16 protein-coding genes are annotated in these 17,867 nt (G+C 44.7%); 5 read left to right on the top strand and 11 right to left on the bottom strand.

The genetic code is table 11. The features are described from left to right. Window positions 1-950: 950 nt before the first annotated feature. Entirely contained in the window at window positions 951-1,349 is a 399-nt protein-coding gene (locus NDI35_RS22695) for a DUF4342 domain-containing protein (protein ID WP_445314702.1), read from the bottom strand. A gap of 398 nt (window positions 1,350-1,747) precedes the next feature. Between NDI35_RS22695 and NDI35_RS22690 the strand changes: the two genes are divergently transcribed. From NDI35_RS22690 to NDI35_RS22680, 3 genes are all read left to right on the top strand, one after another. Continuing rightward, the gene (locus NDI35_RS22690) at window positions 1,748-1,873 is read left to right on the top strand and encodes a hypothetical protein (RefSeq protein ID WP_445314701.1); all 126 of its coding nucleotides are present in this window, start codon (window positions 1,748-1,750) and stop codon (window positions 1,871-1,873) included. 191 nt (window positions 1,874-2,064) lie between these two features. After that, window positions 2,065-2,187 (top strand): WD40 repeat domain-containing protein, encoded by a 123-nt coding sequence (locus tag NDI35_RS22685; RefSeq protein WP_445314700.1) that lies wholly within the window; start codon window positions 2,065-2,067, stop codon window positions 2,185-2,187. Window positions 2,188-2,780: 593 nt separating this feature from the next. After that, entirely contained in the window at window positions 2,781-4,265 is a 1,485-nt protein-coding gene (locus tag NDI35_RS22680; protein ID WP_445314699.1) for a sensor histidine kinase, read from the top strand. Window positions 4,266-4,420: 155 nt separating this feature from the next. Here the strand turns inward: NDI35_RS22680 and NDI35_RS22675 are convergent, their stop codons facing one another. From NDI35_RS22675 to NDI35_RS22660, 4 genes are all read right to left on the bottom strand, one after another. Beyond that, on the bottom strand, window positions 4,421-4,801 hold the full coding sequence (locus tag NDI35_RS22675) for a hypothetical protein (protein WP_445314698.1): 381 nt from the start codon (window positions 4,799-4,801) through the stop codon (window positions 4,421-4,423). A 123-nt stretch (window positions 4,802-4,924) separates the two neighbouring features. Then, entirely contained in the window at window positions 4,925-5,893 is a 969-nt protein-coding gene (secF, locus tag NDI35_RS22670) for a protein translocase subunit SecF (protein ID WP_445314697.1), read from the bottom strand. Between the two features lie 201 nt (window positions 5,894-6,094). Next, entirely contained in the window at window positions 6,095-7,492 is a 1,398-nt protein-coding gene (secD, locus tag NDI35_RS22665; RefSeq protein WP_445314696.1) for a protein translocase subunit SecD, read from the bottom strand. A gap of 151 nt (window positions 7,493-7,643) precedes the next feature. Beyond that, on the bottom strand, window positions 7,644-8,627 hold the full coding sequence (locus NDI35_RS22660) for an alpha-ketoacid dehydrogenase subunit beta (protein ID WP_006631063.1): 984 nt from the start codon (window positions 8,625-8,627) through the stop codon (window positions 7,644-7,646). Window positions 8,628-8,821: 194 nt separating this feature from the next. On the opposite strand from NDI35_RS22660, the gene NDI35_RS22655 reads away from it, so the two are divergent. Then, entirely contained in the window at window positions 8,822-9,397 is a 576-nt protein-coding gene (locus NDI35_RS22655; protein WP_445314695.1) for a Uma2 family endonuclease, read from the top strand. A 115-nt stretch (window positions 9,398-9,512) separates the two neighbouring features. On the opposite strand, the gene NDI35_RS22650 is transcribed toward NDI35_RS22655, so the two are convergent. After that, window positions 9,513-10,886: an NACHT domain-containing protein gene (locus NDI35_RS22650; protein ID WP_445314694.1), complete on the bottom strand. Its 1,374-nt coding sequence runs from the start codon at window positions 10,884-10,886 to the stop codon at window positions 9,513-9,515. 248 nt (window positions 10,887-11,134) lie between these two features. On the opposite strand from NDI35_RS22650, the gene NDI35_RS22645 reads away from it, so the two are divergent. After that, a complete protein-coding gene (locus tag NDI35_RS22645) occupies window positions 11,135-11,974 on the top strand; it encodes an SH3 domain-containing protein (RefSeq protein WP_445314693.1) in 840 nt (279 codons plus the stop codon). Between the two features lie 74 nt (window positions 11,975-12,048). Here NDI35_RS22645 and NDI35_RS22640 read toward each other — a convergent pair whose 3' ends face one another. The 5 genes from NDI35_RS22640 to NDI35_RS22620 all read right to left on the bottom strand — a co-directional run bounded on the left by NDI35_RS22640 (window position 12,049) and on the right by NDI35_RS22620 (window position 17,769). After that, window positions 12,049-12,774: a M15 family metallopeptidase gene (locus NDI35_RS22640; protein ID WP_445314692.1), complete on the bottom strand. Its 726-nt coding sequence runs from the start codon at window positions 12,772-12,774 to the stop codon at window positions 12,049-12,051. 300 nt (window positions 12,775-13,074) lie between these two features. After that, on the bottom strand, window positions 13,075-14,370 hold the full coding sequence (gene purB / locus NDI35_RS22635; RefSeq protein ID WP_445314733.1) for an adenylosuccinate lyase: 1,296 nt from the start codon (window positions 14,368-14,370) through the stop codon (window positions 13,075-13,077). A gap of 209 nt (window positions 14,371-14,579) precedes the next feature. Continuing rightward, on the bottom strand, window positions 14,580-14,966 hold the full coding sequence (locus NDI35_RS22630; RefSeq protein ID WP_445314691.1) for a type II toxin-antitoxin system VapC family toxin: 387 nt from the start codon (window positions 14,964-14,966) through the stop codon (window positions 14,580-14,582). Next, complete coding sequence (locus NDI35_RS22625) at window positions 14,963-15,223, bottom strand: DUF2281 domain-containing protein (protein ID WP_445314690.1); 261 nt, start codon at window positions 15,221-15,223, stop codon at window positions 14,963-14,965. Before NDI35_RS22625 ends, NDI35_RS22630 begins: the two co-directional genes overlap by 4 nt. A 572-nt stretch (window positions 15,224-15,795) precedes the next feature. Continuing rightward, window positions 15,796-17,769 (bottom strand): hypothetical protein, encoded by a 1,974-nt coding sequence (locus NDI35_RS22620; RefSeq protein ID WP_445314689.1) that lies wholly within the window; start codon window positions 17,767-17,769, stop codon window positions 15,796-15,798. Between the last annotated feature and the right edge of the window lie 98 nt (window positions 17,770-17,867).

Raw genomic sequence — 17,867 nt, 5'->3', positions numbered from 1 at the left:
GCTCTGGTTTGAAAACTTGAGCTAAGTTGTTGAGCGTTGGAATCACTTATTTCGATTCACCGTCAAGATTCAGTCAAGATTCAGTCAAGATTCATGTGTCAACCTTGGGCGTTTTGGTCATACCCTGTTTAAATGCTTAACAGCTTAATGCTTAGGGAGTTTAGAGAACTTTTGGTTTTTCCTTCATCTGTATCGAATCTAACTAGACAACGCATTAACCAGGCTCTACCTTCGGAATGATTGTCTGAGTCCTCCAAAGGAATAGGATTAGCCGGACTTAAACAAAAAATAGGGGCTAAATGAGAGTTTATATACTTGCTCTGCAACCATATAAACTTAAAGGATGAGCAATGAAAGAGACAACCCCCGCGGCCATGCCCCCCTGCTGTGATAAATGGTGTCAAAGATTTGACCATATCTTTCGTCATCAAGCCCAAAAACGGGAATTTAGGAACTATTGAGGCGAATTATTGGGAGAAAGTGAGCCAAACCACCTCTCGCCGATGGTGACACACGCCGTCCGAGTAACTTATCACAAATTACACCATTTTCTAAGCGCAGCGCCTTGGTCATTCTGTGAAATGAATCAACGCCACTTGGAGGTAATGAATCAGTGTCATCAAACTACGATCAGCCAAGGATGTAACCTCATCTTAGATGATTCAGAGTACCCTTAAAAGTGGCAAGTTTACAGCCTGATGCGGAAGCGAATACATGGGGTAAAATCGGGACAACAGAGAAGCTCGTAGTAACAGTTATTAGCACTCTATTTATCAAGCCAGTTTGTGCTTGAAGTTTGTTTAAGTCCGGTTAGATAACCACAATTAAATTAGTAGTAATAAACGCCACTTTTTTCTCATCCATAAAGAGAGGAGGGTCTTACTCACTACCAAAAAGCTTGATTACGGGATATTAACCGGACAGGAACATTAATAAGAATTGAGTTTCTGTTACTCGGTTCTTTCAATGATGATGGTCATGTGAGCTACTAAGGCACCTATCGCTCCTACTGCTGCAATGACTGGAAACAAGGCCGCACCAATTACTCCACCGACTACTCCCACCGTCAGAGGAACTTCTACCAAAATCCGTCCCTCTTCATTTTTGATAATGATGCGGCGGATATTTCCTTCGTGAATCAATTCTTTAACTTTAGCAACCAAATCGTCGCCGTTAATTTTTACCTCCTCGACGCTAACTTTTTCCTGAGTATAAGCAGGGGTTTCTAAAGGAGTTGTTTCAAAATTAACCTCAGCAACTTTTTGCGCCGAAACTTTTTCAGATACAGGTATTGATTCGAGTTCTCTTGTCCCGACTGGTTCTTGTGCGCGATCTGTAGGTGTGTCCATTTTTTGTTCTCCTTTTAGGTAAAAGTATTTTTGTATAGAATGATATTGAAATATAACACGCAACTTTTTTTGAATCAATCATTCTTTTGGGTGATCTTGCTGCTGCTGTCGTGATTTTCTGAAAGTATGATGATGAAAATTCCCTCACTCTCTCGCTTCTGGGCTTATCCCATCTGTCCCTCTCTCCTTGTGCCGTTTAGTTAACTGTCTGCTTCTAACCCTCGCACCGCCTAACCCTTAAAAAACTTCCAATCCAGACAACGAAAGGATGAGAGCGACTTTCACACTCTCACAGACTCAGACTCAACAGGTGTACAGGTTGAAATACTGACATTGTACTGAAAGTACGATCGTCCCGCCGTGTATACAATTACCACCTCTCGTTCGGGAAACCGCACATGAAAACCGTCGCTTACTTTCCTCAAATGTCATTTCAATTTAGCTCAGTGCGATCGCCCAACCAAACCCCACCCCCCGAGGTTCCTCAAATCAACATCTTAGAGTTTCTAATGCGAATTGCCTAAAATCAAGGGGGAGGAGAAGTAATAATGATCGAAATATTATCGCAACCAAACCAACTTCCTCAAATTGATGTTGAAGTTGGGGAAAAGTCGGGTAAAATAGAATTATTTGCTTCTGCTTCCTCTTGATTCTCCGTGTCGGATTTGCCAGCGACAGAGTTTGAATCTCAAGTTCGTGGCCCGACGGTACTTTTGTGGAAACTTTTAAGGCACATGAAGCGGATGTGTGGAATGTGAGTTTTAGTGGCGATCTCACAAATTTAGCATCTGACGGGAAAATTTTCGTCGGTGAAGCTTTGGAGCGTCGATGCGGCTAAACTATAAGCTGCCGAAGTTGACAAATTGCTCGCCATCGGCTCTCCTTAGCTCGGAGACTACCTACAATACAATCTTCGGGTTGAGTGCGATCGGCATTTGTGCAAAAAAACTGACAATTGAGATTTATGGGCAATTGCCGGAAACCTGTTTTGCCTGAATTTTAAAATCGGGCGAGCTGCTGCAGAGTTGTCGCTATTCTTGTCTTATTGTAATATAATTTTACGCAAGGGGTAATACGAAATGTACTGCCACAGGTCGCAGATGTCTATCCATCTGAACCAAATTAATGTCATCAAACATTAAAAATAGTTATGACTGTTATATTCGGATTAGTAAAATCTTGGATATATAAAATTCAATACATAGTCAGGTTTCAAAGGGGTGTTTGCTGTTAAATCAATCTAACCTGCAATATCGTTTCGGGGGACACCAGCACGATGAAAGGCCAAAAATAATCCTGCTGAATTAACGGGATTCCAGGGAGCAGAGGGAAGTTGATGATTAAGCTATAAAAAGAGTTGAAAAGGCCTGCTAAATAGTAGGCAAGACTCTAGCAGCCAACCGCAACTGCCAATTACCAAAGGAGGGAGCAGTGTATGAAACTGACGGGTTGAGTCCCCTAAAATCGCCGCTTGGTTTGCGATCGACTCTACAGGAATTAACCCTGTACGACTTTCTCCTAGAATCTGAGTGTCCGGGGGCCGAAGTTGCTAAAATTTTTCAAGCAAACCCTTTAGTTCCCGGCATCATCATCACTCAGCAAGGAAAGTTTATAGGGATGATTTCGCGGCGGCGTTATTTTGAACACATGAGCCGCCCCTACAGTTTGGAGTTATTTTCTCAACAGCCTTTGTTCATACTCTACCGCTTTACTAAAACTGATATGTTGGTTCTCGATCGCGAAACCTCAATTATGACGGCAGTGCGGCAGTCTTTGGAGCGATCGGCCGAACTAATCCACGAACCCATTGTAGTCCAAGTAGAACCGGAAACTTACAAACTTTTAGACGTACACCAACTGCTGCTTTCTCAGTTGCAAATTCACGAGTTGTCAACTGTAGCGATGCGCGAGTCGCAAGCGCAATTGAGACATCAAGCCCAACAGCTCGAACTTGCCTTGCTGGAACTTCAGCGCACTCAAACTCAACTAATTCAAACAGAAAAAATGTCTTCTTTGGGGCAGTTAGTAGCAGGAGTAGCTCACGAAATTAACAATCCAATCGGCTTTATTTATAGCAATTTGCACCACGCTAAAGAGTACACGCAAGGTTTAATGCAGATGCTCGACATCTACCGACAGCACTGTCCCGAATTCATACCGGAAATTACAGCGGCAGCAGAAAAAATCGAACTCGATTATTTGCTAGAAGACTTGCCAAACGTCTTAAATTCCATGCAGCAAGGTGCAGAAAGAGTCCGCGACATCGTTTTGTCGCTGCGGAATTTTTGCAGATTAGACGAAGCTCAAATGAAGCAGGTCAACATTCACGACGGTATCAACAACACGATTATGCTTTTGCAAAGCCAGCTTAAAGGGAAACCGGGGCAGGAGGCGATCGAAATTCACAAAGAATACAGCGACTTGCCGCTGGTGCAGTGCTATCCCGGACAGCTCAATCAGGTATTTATGAATATTTTACTTAATGCAATTTACGCTCTGGTTGAGTCTAATAAACACGAAAATTTTGATAAAAAAAACGCGAAGAAGCCGCAATCAGGCGAAGAAAACCAGTCTTGTACAAAGACTCAATCATCAGTTTGTAAGTCTACCCGCCTGGTTCCTACGATTCGGATTCGCACCGAGTTAATTGAGAAAAAAAAGGTACTAATTAAAATTTCTGACAACGGCCCTGGAATGACAGAAGATGTTCGGAAGCGGTTGTTTGACCCTTTCTTTACTACTAAGCCGGTCGGGCAAGGAACTGGTTTGGGACTGTCCATTAGCTATGAAATTGTTGTCAACCAACACCGCGGCGCATTGAAGTGCTTTTCGGAACCGGGAAAAGGAGCAGAATTTGCGATCGAAATTCCGCTTCAACAGTCTCCCGTAGCACATATTTTGCCTCGCTTTGCGTGATATAGCAGAAGGAAGAAGGAAGAAGGAAGAAGGAAGAAGGAAGAAGGAAGAAGGAAGAAGGAAGAAGCAATAAAAGTTAGGAACTCGGCCGTTGAAACCGCTTTTTGTCAAACTTTCGTTCCTCTGGCTTGAGGCTCAAGAATAAGGCCCGTCGGCTACCGCGAACCTTTGCAAACCCACTTCCACAAAGGATGACTCGGCCCCCGCTGGCGAATGCGGCGAACTTGTTGTTCCAAACCCTGTTTTTCCCGATGGGGCAATCCTCGCACCATATTGCGACTTTGCCAAGTTAGCACTGCTAAAGTCATTCCCAAACACAAACCCAAACCGAGAGTCGGCCAGCGATGAAAAGATAAACCGTAGCGCACCGCCGCCCAAGTGAAGTGTTCTAACCACAAAGTTATTTCGCGGCGCAAACCCCAAATGCTCAAAGAACCGACGCTAATCCACAGCAATATCACAGTTAACCAGCGGCCGTAAACTGTTAGTTTGTGAAGCCTTTGGACTTCAATTTGAAAAGTTTCCTCAGTAGTCATTTGTTATTTGTCATTTGTCCTTTGTCATTGGTTATTGGTTATTGTTTATTGATGATTTATTATTAGTCAGTCAACAGTTAACCGTCAACAGTTAACCGTCAACAGTTAACCGTCAACAGTTAATTAAACTTCCTCTGACTGGTTGATTCCTTCTGCGGGGACGGGGATGGAGTGGCCGGTGCGACTGCGCCACCAAGCTAGTAGCGTACTGGCAACGAAAATACTCGAATACGAACCAGCAATAAAACCGACAATCAAAGCTAAAGCAAAGTATTTGAGGGTTTCGCCGCCAAACAAAAAGATTGAAAACAATGTTAGCAGCGTGGTAAACGTTGTGTTAATTGACCTTCCCAGCGTCTGCATGACAGCATCATCGACAATTTGATCGATCGACTGTCCCGGATTTAGCTTAATTACTTCGCGCACGCGATCGTAAATTACCACAGTATCATTAACAGAAAAACCGATTAGTGTCAAGAGCGCTACCACAAATAAACTGTCAACTTCCACTCCTTGAACTAAACCCAAAAATGAGAAAACACCAAGCGTGACCAACACGTCGTGAAACACAGCCACAAAAGCAAAAAAGGCATAATCCAACTGAAATCGGAATGTCAGATAAGCAGTAATTCCAGCAAAAGAAAGCAACAAAGCCAGCAAACCCGAAGTAAACAACTGTTTGCCGAGGGTAGGCCCAACCGTATCAATTTGAGTAGATTGAGGAGCAAAAGCCCCTATTTTTTCGCTCAAAGCTGTTTGCAAATTAGTCCGCTGTTCGACATCCAAAGTTTTTGTTCGCAGCGACAAACCCTGCTGTTCTTGACCGATAACTTGAATGCTGCTGCCAGCTAAACCTTGGGTGTCGAGGATTTGGCGGACAGCAGCAATATCGATGGGTTTACAATTTTCCGGTTTCGTACAGTCAAGTTCAAATTGCAGCCGAGTGCCGCCGATAAAGTCCAAACTGGGGCGCAGTGGTGCGCGGATGTCGGGACGAGTCCAAGAAATCGCCATCGACACTATACCTGCGAGGATTATAGCCGCGGAAATACTCCACCAGAGCGATCGATATTTGATTACACTAAATTTCATAATTTGAAGGAAGAGGGAAGTTCGGCAACGGATTGTGTAAGCTGTTACGCATCTAAATTGTATTTTTGGGCGGGCGGGACGCCCACCCCACAAGAATTTGCTCGAATTTGATTGTCAAATTTAGATGCGCCTCAGCTTAACGGATGTAACGGATGTAAGAAGGAAGGAAGAAGTTAACAGTCAACAGTCAACAGTCAACAGTTAACTATTAGCAGTTTTCGACAAACCGGGACAGAACCACTGAGGTTTCCGCAATGCTGGAAAGCTCAATACTACGAACAGCAGAGTGCGGCTGCAAGTGAGCGCAGTAAACATACTCACTAATACTCCCAATGCCAGAGTTACAGCAAACCCTTTAACTAAACCAGCGCCTAACCAGAACAAAGCAGCACAAGCAATAACTGTTGTGACGTTGCCGTCTAAAATGCTGGAAAAAGCGCGGTAAAAACCCGATTCTACAGCTCGATAAAGTGATTTCCCCGCCCGCAACTCTTCCCGCGTGCGCTCAAAAATCAGCACGTTAGCATCAACGGCCATGCCGATGCTGAGCACAAAACCAGCAATTCCCGGCAGCGTTAATGTCACTCCCAAAAGCACGAAAGCTGCCCAAGTTAACAGAGCATAAATTAACAGAGCAATATTGGCAATTACGCCGGGGAGTCGATAGTAGGCAACCATGAAAATCAAGACTAAAACTAAGCCGCCTATACCTGCGTTAATACTGCTTTGAATGCTGTCTTTACCCAAGCTAGCGCCGATCGTGCGGTTTTCTACAATTTCGACCGGCACAGGCAAAGCGCCACCCCGCAATTGCACTGCTAAATCGTTGGCTTCTTGCGTTGTAAAGTTGCCTTGAATTACGGCACTACCACCAGTAATTCCTGTTTGGGCAAATTCAACGCCGACGACTGGAGAACTGATCATTCTTTCGTCTAGGAAAATACCGATGCTGCGTCCGGTACCTGCTAAATTTTTAGTGAGTTGGGCAAAGAGTTCGCCTCCTTTGGTATCGAAAACAAGAGCAACGTTCCAGTTGTTCCCAGAGGCCAAGGGTTGAGGTTGAGCGTCTTTGAGGTTTTCGCCGCCGAGGCCGCTGCTTTTGAAGAGTTTGGCGATCGCCTCATTGCTTCTTTTCAAAGCAGCCTGATTTTCTTTAATTGCTGCCTCATTAGGGCTAGTTTTCAATTCTTCTTGTTTGACCAGCAATTCCTGCTGCAACTGCCTTTCAATGGCTAATTGTGCTTCTGTTCCGGGCAGTTGTTCCAGAAATTCTAGCTTGGCGGTGCCGCCCAAGACTCGTTCTGCTTGCTGTGGGTCATTTACTCCGGGCAACTGCACGAGAATTTGGTCTTCTCCTACTGTTTGGACTAAGGCTTCGGAAACTCCCAAACCGTTGACGCGGTTTTCGACAATCCGCCGCACAGCTTCTAACATTCCCTGGTCAATTTTGGGAATTGTGGGGGTAGTTTTTACTTGAATTGTGAGTTGCGACCCTCCTTGCAAGTCTAATCCCAGCCGCGTCGGAATTGTTACTATTACAGTAATAGCGGCGATGATTAAAACAAAAATTAGGGCTAATATTGAACGTTGTTTTTGCATATTTAATTATTAGTCATTGGTCAGTTGGCAGTTGTCAGTTGGCAGTTGGCGGTTGGCAGATTTTAGTCATCAGTCATCAGTCATCAGTCAACAGTCATCAGTCAACAGTCAACAGTCAACAGTCAACCAATGACTACTGACTAATCACTATTTATACTCGCAAAGCTACCATTTTTTGGACGGCTTCGACAATTTGAGTGGGCTGGACAATTGTCAGTCTTTCCAAATTACCGTTGTAAGGTGTGGGAATATCTTGTGAAGATAGGCGCAAAACCGGTGCGTCGAGTTCGTCAAAAAATCGATCGCTAATCGAAGCAATTAGTTCGGCACCGATGCCTCCTGTTTTCATGCACTCCTCTACAATAATTACTTTGTGAGTTTTGCGAATGGATGCGCCGATGGTTTCCATGTCCAGGGGTTTGAGAGAAATCAGGTCGATTACTTCTGGATCGTAACCTTCTTTTACCAGGGCGGGCACGGCTTGCATGACGTGGTGCCGCATCCGGGAATAAGTCACGATTGTGACATCTTTGCCCGATCGCACAATTTCTGCTTTGTCCAGCGGCACTAAATATTCTGTTTCTGGCAAATTTTCTTTCAGGTTGTAAAGAAGAACGTGCTCAAAAAACAGAACGGGGTTATCGTCGCGGATGGCTGATTTTAAGAGTCCTTTGGCGTTGTAGGGAGTCGAACAGGCGACTATTTTCAAACCCGGTACTGCTTGGAAATATGCTTCTAAGCGCTGGGAGTGTTCCGCGCCGAGTTGCCGGCCCACGCCGCCAGGCCCACGAATTACCATTGGCATTTTGAAGTTGCCACCTGATGTGTAGCGCAGCATTCCGGCGTTATTGGAAATTTGGTTGAATGCCAGCAGCAAAAAGCCCATGTTCATGCCTTCGATGACCGGCCGCAGTCCCGTCATTGCTGCGCCTACTGCCAGGCCTGTAAAGCTATTTTCGGCGATCGGGGTGTCGAGCACTCTAAGTTCGCCGTATTTGTTGTAGAGGTCTTTGGTGACTTTGTAGGAACCGCCGTATTGACCTACGTCTTCGCCGAGTACGAATACGGCGGAGTCGCGGGCCATTTCTTCGTCTAACGCCTCGCGGAGGGCGTTGAACAATAAGGTTTCTGCCATAGGAGGTGAAGCAATGATTGCAGGAGGGTCAGATTAGAATCTTAACCTTTTGGGGGTGTCGATCTAGGAGTCGATCGCAAATTCGGCAGTTAAAACCTGAGATTTTGCCAATCTTTATCATAACATTTGTATTATGTCAATGAATATTTAAGTTAAAATAATACTAACTTGCCTGCCCACAGCAGAGGAATATTATGCTCCAGACAAAAACTCAACTCACTTTGGAAGAGTTTCTCACTCTTCCCGAAGGAGAAGGCGATATTACCTACGAACTTATTGACGAGCAAGCAGTACCGAAGATGTCACCTAAAAAATTTCATTCTCGCCTCACCCGAAGCCTAATAAAAATCCTCGAACAGTGGGGTGAGCAACGGGGAGAAATTGGTGTAGAATGGGCGGTAAGATTAACCAGACTGGGGCGAGACTGGGTGCCAGTACCCGATCTTTTATATGTTTCTTACCAACGCTTATCTCCCGACTGGAATCAAGATGAAGCTTGTCCTGTAGCCCCCGAATTAGTCATAGAAATTATTTCACCAGAACAAACTTTTGGTCAGTTAGCTGCTAAAGCGAGAGATTATTTAGATGCTAAGGTATTGCGGGTTTGGGTAGTAGATAGCAAGGCGAGAAGCATTACAGTTTTTTACCCCGATGCAGCACCGCAGACTTATATGGGAGATACCCTATTAACAGATCCACTTTTTGATGGATTAGAATTTACTGCGCTCCAGCTATTTCAAATGGCAAAAATACCACTAACCTTCTCTTAGAGCCCGGACTTCCTCTAGAAGTAGGGGTTCGGGATATTCGGTTTTTTTGAGCGAGGCTTACTTAATTGCTCATTAATTTGGCAACTCCACATAACAACTAACGAATAACTAATTACTAATGACTAATTTCAGCAAAATGTTTTTGCAATAAATCGTGAATAAATCGATAGCGCCGATCGCCCGTTTTTTGCAGCAACAAGCGATCGGTCGCAGCATCGAGAAAACGCTTGTAATCCCAAGGAATGTAGCCGTTCGACCACAGCACCAGGCGCAATATAAAACTTTCAATCCCTGGAAGTCCCGGCAAAAAAGCACTAATTACCGCAGCAACAGCACCCGCAATTAATCCCCAAATTGACCCGGAGACTAGGCTGGCAATTAATCCTAAAATCACCCAAATCAGCCCGCCAAGCAGCTTAACTCCAAACTGATACTTGCGCCGTTCCTCCCCTGTTTGCAGCCAGCTAGACGGTATGCGATCGAGGTAAAATTCTTGAATTCCTTGCTGTTCCATCCTTCTCGCCAACCATCCCAGCCAGTGGCGAATTTGTTCCGGCCGCAGTTCCTTTCCTCTGGGATACTGCTTGACTTCCCCGGTGATTTGGTGGCGAATATAGGCAGTTAACAGATATTTGCGCTGTTCTTCTGCCGAAGTGATGCGCTTCCAAGCTTCAATTAAAATATCGTCGTAAGCCAAAGCCATCATGCTCAAAAGTAAGGGAACTTTTGCCAATTTCAACAACTCCGGCTCGCGCTCAATGCTGTACCAAAGTTCGCGGCTTCTGGCTTCTAGCAGATAATTTTGAATTTGAGTTTCTGTTAAAGGTTTCAATAAAACCGCTGCTTGCAGGCGAAATCTAGTTTCGCAGTTTTTGTAAGCTTCAAAACGGCTGCAAGCTACTAAATGTTTGGGTTTAAATTCGCTTTCCACAAACTGATTGATTGCTTGAATGCAGATATTTTGGCGGTGGGTTTCTACTTCGTCCAAGCCGTCGAGGAGAGGCAGCAATTGTTGTTCGGCAAGCCATTTTTTGCCGACAGCAGGAGAGATGCCGTATTTGAACTGAAGTTGAGCAATTAACCAATCGGCGATCGCCCCAGATTCTGCTTTCCATGATCCGAGTTCAAACAGCACTGGTACGGGCAAACTAGCATCTTTTTGGGCGCGGGAAATTAACACGCGAGCTAATTCTAGCAGCGTCGTAGTTTTGCCTGCACCCGTCGCTCCCAAAATTACCAATTTGCCGCCGGCGCGATCGAACACTTTAGCCATGCTTGCTTTGGGAGGAAGCCGAAAACTCGGACGGTTGCCCGCTTTCACTTCCACATCCCAACAGCGGTTAACACCAACAGGCGACGAGTCTTGACTGAGGTTAGCCAGCACAGCCGCGTGCAAAGACTGCGATCGTCCTGCTTGGACTTCCTGCTTCACCTCCTCCAACAATCGATCGCGAGGCGGTTGTAATCTTAGAGGAATCAATTTTGACATTTTATGTACCTCGCGCTGAACGCTTACCTTCGCAAATTTGCGCGCAAATACCCCAGAGCAAGATTACCATCAGTATAGGCGTCCAGTATATATTATTGACTCAAATTATTGCGGCACTTATGGATCTGAAATTTTATATAAAAATCCTGACCCAGTGACCCGCACTAGGTATTTCCACTATAAATTAACTGGCGATCGCCCCAACTCCCAAACAAAAATTATTAGTATAGATACAGAGAGGGTTTTTTATGTCATTTACTAAGGCTCAAATCATCACAGTAAGCTTAGCAGGACTGGCAACAGCGGTGGGAGTGGCTGTTGCCACTATACAGTCGGGTGCGATGAAACAATCCGATCTTCCCCTTGCAGAATCGCCCGCCTCCACCAGAAACCAGATTGCAGGGCCGACGAACAACCCTGAATCTCGGCAACGAAAATCTCTGCAAGCACAAACCCCCGCTGCAGAATCTCCGAAATCCCCACCCCAACCTGCAAAAACCCCGGCTGTTCAATCCTCGCTAGTTGCAGGAGTCCCTCCACGAAAAGTTGAGGCAGTAGTTGTCACACCCCCAGATTCGGGTTGCAAAATCAGCCAAGCTGTAGTCAGCGATCCGAATCCACCGCTAAATGTGCGATCGATCCCGCAAGTAAGGGGCAGCAACATAGTAGGAAAACTTAAAAATAATACCTTTGTTTCAGTCGCCGAAGAACAAAACGGTTGGCTGCGAATTACCGATCCGCCCGGTTGGATTGCCAAAAACCGCACCGAAAGCAGTTGTTCTAACATCAACCACCAGATTAATTTTCTGCCGGGAGGAGAGGAGGCAATTGTTAAAGGTCGAATCATCGGCGGCGGCACCCACTCTTACCGGATTCGCGCCACTAAGAATCAAACAATGAGTGTTAGGAATAGAAAAGATGTTTTCCCCCAAATTATAACTCCTCGTGGCAAACTTTTAGCCGGAGATCCTTATCAAGGCAATGAAACAGAGTGGAGTGGAAAAGTGCCACTAACAGGCAATTACACTTTACAATTAGACTCAAATTTCCGGGGATACGAATACGAATTTTCTGTTGAATTGCGATAATTTCCCTGATATCTGTATGCACAGGGCCGTGCCGTGTCCATACCCGGATATGCGACTATTAATAAATAGTATAATTAAGGAATCTCGGAAAGCGATATATCCAGAATCGCAAACTTCTGCCAATCTTCTGAATCAAAGTGCCACCATTCAGTTGTGATAGCCATAAATCCGTGTTTTTTCATCGCATCCTTAAGCACTTGACGATTTTTCCGAGATTCGGCGCTACCGCCTTGATAATCTCCATGAGCTTTTTCGGTAAAATCATCATAAGGAGTAGGCATTTCTAATTCTTTGCCGGTGCGATCGACTAAAGTCAAATCAATAGCAGCACCGCGATTGTGTCGCGAACCCCTAGCAGGATTAGCAACATAGCGCGGATCTGGCCAAGCTTGCCACATTTGCTTAGTCACAGAGAAAGGCCTGTAGCAATCGTAAACTTTCAAACCCAATCCGATTTTTTCCAAATCTCTTTGAACTAGCCCTAACTTTTGAGCAACAGAACTTCTTAAGGCGCATTTCGATATAGGGTAAAGTTTTCGTTTCAAGAAATTGTTAGTAGTGGCGTACCGGATATCGAGGCGAATGTTGGGATTTACGGTGCGGATGTCAACCAGTCGCGCCGCACTGGGAAGTTGACTCATGAAAATACTTTCAGGTACTACTGGGTTTGGTTCTGGTTGGGTAATTTGCACTTGTGGCGGCTCCTGGGCGCGAATAGATGTTGTATAATTCAGTGTGGTTGTAGATAGTAATATTAGAGCGAATACAATTAAATATTTGGTAAATCGCTTGAATTTCATAGCTGTGTTAAGTGGATATTTAATAGAGTTTTTACATTTCCTATCTTGGGAAATTTTCGCGCTTTTCGTGTTGTCTGTCAGCCCGCCAGACCGACAGGGGTTGAAACCCCTGTCTCATAGCTAAAGTCCTCTGAAGAGGACTGAAATATTTCTCTAAAACTTTTATTTTATGAGTCTTTCAGTCGGTTTTAACCGACTTTAGCTATGAGACGGGGGTTTTAACCCCCGGCGGACTGTGGGACAAGCGCGAGAACGCTCGCTCTCTTTTCTCTCTGAGTCATTTTTAATTGTTAATTGTCCTCAAATTCCCAAGCGCTGATACACTAAATCTAAGTGCCTCAATTGATACTGCGGATCGAAACAATCATCAATTTCTTTGGTGGTCATCTTAGCTGTTACCCGCTCGTCCTTAGCAATTAAATTGTAGAAATTGCCGCCCGGTTTGTTCCAAGCTTCGTGAGCACAAGATTGCACAATTTTGTAGGCGTCTTCGCGACTCGTGCCTTTTTCTACTAAGGCTAACATCACTCGCTGGCTGAAGATGACTCCGCCGTAAAGATTCATGTTTTGCTTCATGTTTTCGGGATAGACTAGCAGGTGTTTTACTAAGTCTGTGGTTTCTACTAACATGAAGTGAGTTACTGTAGAACTGTCGGGCAAAATCATCCGTTCTACGGAACTGTGAGAGATGTCTCGTTCGTGCCAAAGTGCAACATTTTCTAAGGCTGCGACGGCGTTGGCGCGGACGATTCTCGCCATTCCTGTGAGTCTTTCCGATCGAATCGGGTTGCGTTTGTGGGGCATGGCGGATGAGCCTTTTTGCCCTTTGGAAAAGAATTCTTCGACTTCGAGAACGTCGGTGCGTTGCAGGTTGCGGATTTCTACTGCAAAACGCTCGATCGATGCTGCTAAAAGTGCTAAGGTTTGGACGTATTCGGCGTGTCGATCGCGCGAAATGACTTGAGTCGATGCGGTATCCGGTTCGAGTCCGAGGTTTTGACAGGCGATCGCTTCAATTCGCGGATCGATATTAGCATAGGTTCCGACTGCGCCGGAGATTTTGCCGACTGCAATGGACGATTGCAAATTCACTAATCGGTCGCGGTTGCGAAAGACTTCTGCCAGCCATCCTGCTAGTTTAAAGCCAAAGGTGATGGGTTCGGCGTGAATTCCGTGCGATCGGCCAACCATGACGGTATTGCGATGCTGTTGAGCCTGATAGCGAATAGCTTGACTCAATTCTTCGACACGTTCTAACAAGATATTGACGCTGGCGACTAATTGCAGCGCCAAAGCGGTATCGAGCACATCGGAACTGGTTAAGCCGAGGTGAATGTAGCGGCCGGCATCGCCTACATATTCGTTGACATTTGTCAAGAATGCGATCATGTCGTGGCGGACTTCGGCTTCAATTTCGAGGACTCGTTTGGGGTCAAAATTAGCCTTAGCTTTGATTTCTTCGACTGCGGCGGCGGGGATGTAGCCGAGTTCGGCTTGAGCTTCGCAGACAGCGATTTCTACTTGCAGCCAGCTTTTAAGCTTGGCGGTTTCAGTCCAGATGTTGCCCATTTCGGGCAAAGTGTAGCGCTCTATCACGGTGGGAGTTGGGGAATGCGATCGTCCTATTGTACCTCTGCGAGGGGATGCAAGAGCCAATGGACTTACACATTGGCCCAGAAACCTGGTTTTTTACGATAATACTTCTTTGTAGCCCGCAGATTTGGTAAAAACCCGGTTTCTGATTCTGAATGCGATATTCTTTACCGATCGCCGATTATAAGTTAAAGCCTATTCAACCGATCGCTTTACCACAATCTTTGTACGGGGTAGCTGTCGAATACAGCATCAATACTTAAGACAGGCATTTGAGTCACAACGGCTTGAGCAATTAAGAGTCTATCGAATGGATCGCGATGAGCATTTGGCAATTTGTCTAATGCAAAAATATGAGCTAGCTCGATTGGCAAAATTTGCAATCCATTGACTTGCTGCTGGCGTTCTATCAATTCAGTTAAGGACACGTTCAGTGTTAACTTCCCAAGCTGAAGCTTAATTTGCATTTCCCAAATACTAACCAAGCTCGTAAATAAAGTATGAATTGGATCGGTGATAATATTCGTCGCTTGTTGCGATAAGTTTTGGGGAGAGATCGCTAGCCAAATCAAGACGTGCGTATCCAGCAAAATATTCATGCTTCACCCAACCAAAACGCATCAGGAAGTGGCTCGTTAAAATCCTCACTCATCCAGCCCATCCCTTGATGCAGACCCAAAACTCGTTGTTGCGGAGGAGGAGGTGCAGCTTCAACTGAAGTGTTTTCGGGGCTCGATCGCATCTGTCGTTCCAGCAAAAACTCTGCAAAAGTTAACAAAAGCTGCTGATTTTCCGGGAGTAAGTGCTGTAACTTGCCTAGCAAATCTTCCAAAATTTCGATCGTTTGAGAAGTCATCTTCCCTCAATGTTAGCGATAGTCTCATTATACGTTATTCTTTGGCGATCGATGCTCATCTTGAAACAAAAGCACCATTGATTTCAACACTTGCTACTGGCCGAAAACCAGCTTGCAATAAACCTGTTTCTAGTTTTTTACTGCTTTTTATCTGATGTTACCCATTTCGGGCAGAGTGTAGCGCCCTATCGCGCTTGGAGTCAGAGAGTGCGATCGTCCTATTGTACCTCTGCGAGGCCTCCGTCTTGAGTCGGGATGGGGAATTTCGGGCGATCGAACTTTCCAGATATGTGACACATCGTCCGTAGACCGATAGTCCGCAGAGACTGAAAATTGGCAGATGAGTCGATCGACAAAAAAGATTCTTCGTGCTTTAGGTCATCTCGTCAGGCAGCCCAAGACAGCGTTGGTCTAATTAATTAGTGACTGATAACACCAACTTGGACGGCGCAGGAGATTGAAGGTATCTAGGTATCGAATTCGATCGGACGCGGAGACTGTAGCAGCAGCTTCCTTCGTTTCATTTTCAGGGATATCTAGAACACCTTCCGATACCCCTGATTAATGACATTTTATTCAGCTTCTATGTCCTCATCTGTTAGATTACTCAACTGCTCTAAAACTTTCTCCTGCCATGCTTTTTCGATGCGGTTTTTTAAGAGATCATGCAAGTGCTGTTGTTCAGGTGCATTAAACCACTGTTCAAGTTTTTCGGTAACCCCATCGCGAAATTTGCCCTTTTGACCGTACATAGCAGCACACTCTGCCCAACTGAAATAGTATTCAAGTTGAAATTGAAATACTTGCTTGCCAGTTTGTTCAGCATACTTAATGAAATCTTCACGCCACACACTCCAATTCGTTTTAATTTGTCTCAAGAAATTGTGTGCGGGTTTTAGGTCTGAATTGCCAAGCAGATTATTTGTGATGCCCATTAATTCAAAAAAAGGCTTGTTGCTACTGTACCAAGCAATATTTCTAGCTCCATTACTAAGAAGAACATAAACATTAAGACTATCCGAGCTTCCACAACGACGAACAGTTGCTAATACTTTCTTTGGATGTGCTTTGCTCATTTCTTCCATTAGGTATTCATCTTCTACTTTCCGTGCTGAAAGCGGAAGTTGCGGATTTTGTTCCAAGAAAATCTTTAAAGCTGCGATGACATTTTTGCGAGCCTCCCGTGCGTTTTTTTCTTCTATGTCTTTAATTAGAACATCAAGGGCATCTACAGCCTCTAGGAGAGGTTTAACATGGGTCAATCGCAAGGTTTCTAGTGGCTTATTTAGTAATTCTGCAACCTGCACGGGACCTTCTGAGCTAGCGTTAAAGAAGAAGATGGGCATCTTGAGCACTTCATTGCTCTTTTGCTGTAGCTTTCTGAGCTTTCTTTGAACTTCACTGTGCTTCTGCTTGTATGCCTCTTCTTCTGTTTCTATTTCGTTGCCAGCATTATCTGTTGTTTCGAGAGCATCATCATTGTGGGGTAGAATAAGGATAATGACCCGCTCTTTAAATGCTTCTTCGCGGGTTTCACTTAGCTTATCGATGAGACTATATATCAGATCCCCTGGTGCATCGTCGAACTTACAACATAAAACAGTTAGAGTACGTGGATCGTCTAGGTAGTCAATCAAATCCTGTCTAATAACCGTTCCTTTCGCTGTACCTTCTACATCGACTCCTCTTGTATCAACAAGTTCTAATTCGTAGGGGGAAAACTGAAAAAAGTTATCGGTAACAAAAACATCGATTCGTTGTGGCAAGGGTAAATCGTTGTCTAAGCTATAGTTAATATTCCTAAACTTATTCTGAAGATTTTCGCGATTTGTCTGTTCGGACGTTTCATCAAACCAGAATTCTTGTTGTTTCCTTTCCGAAAGTTTCAGCCGTTCAAAAATCTCTGTTCGGAAAGTAGCTAGATTTTCGCATTGCTTCACTATATCTACCAAAGGATCATCACTTTCCTTATTCTCACTGACTGACTTAATCATGTTACGGAGCGCACGCTCTATTTCCCAAGAAACATCTGTTCTTTTATTCTCTGCATCTTCTTCAGTGCTATTTTTCCAAACTGCCCAAAAGTCCTCAATTACTTTATTTATCTCATCTTCCGAACAAGGATGAACAACTAGCCCAAATTTATTCCGAGGCCGGATATGAACTTCACAAGCAGTTGTTCTGCCTTTGCCTGTTGAAAGAACACTTTTTCGATTGAATTTTGGCTCTTGGGGATTAACAAGTCCTGTTAGCTTGCAAATGGCTGTTGTCTTACCAATACCAACTTTCCCAACGAAGGCAAGGGAGTGATTGAGATCGCTAAGATATTTTGCCTCACGCAGTAGCGTATCACCATACAACTGAGCTTCATTTAGCTGCTGCTTCAACACCTTCGACTGAGATTTGAAAGTTTCCAGCTTTTGCAAAGAAGTCTCAGCTTTACACAGTTCTTCTCGCTGTGGATGCCAGAAAGACGGGCTATTTAAATGTATCCAACGCAGCTTCAGAAACTCGTGATAAGCCTTTGCATCCTGACGGGGTGACAACCCCGTTAAAACCCATAGCTAACAAAGGTTTGACCGATTTATGGTAAAAAAAGATGGGGTCAATATCGTTAAACAACCCCATCTATAGAAAATGTTAC

It is taken from the genome of Microcoleus vaginatus FACHB-2002 (assembly GCF_040004035.1).
In the GTDB taxonomy this organism is placed as follows: domain Bacteria; phylum Cyanobacteriota; class Cyanobacteriia; order Cyanobacteriales; family Microcoleaceae; genus Microcoleus; species Microcoleus vaginatus_C.
Note: the sequence above shows the minus strand (reverse complement) of the source record. Positions and strands in the feature narration are given on the sequence as shown.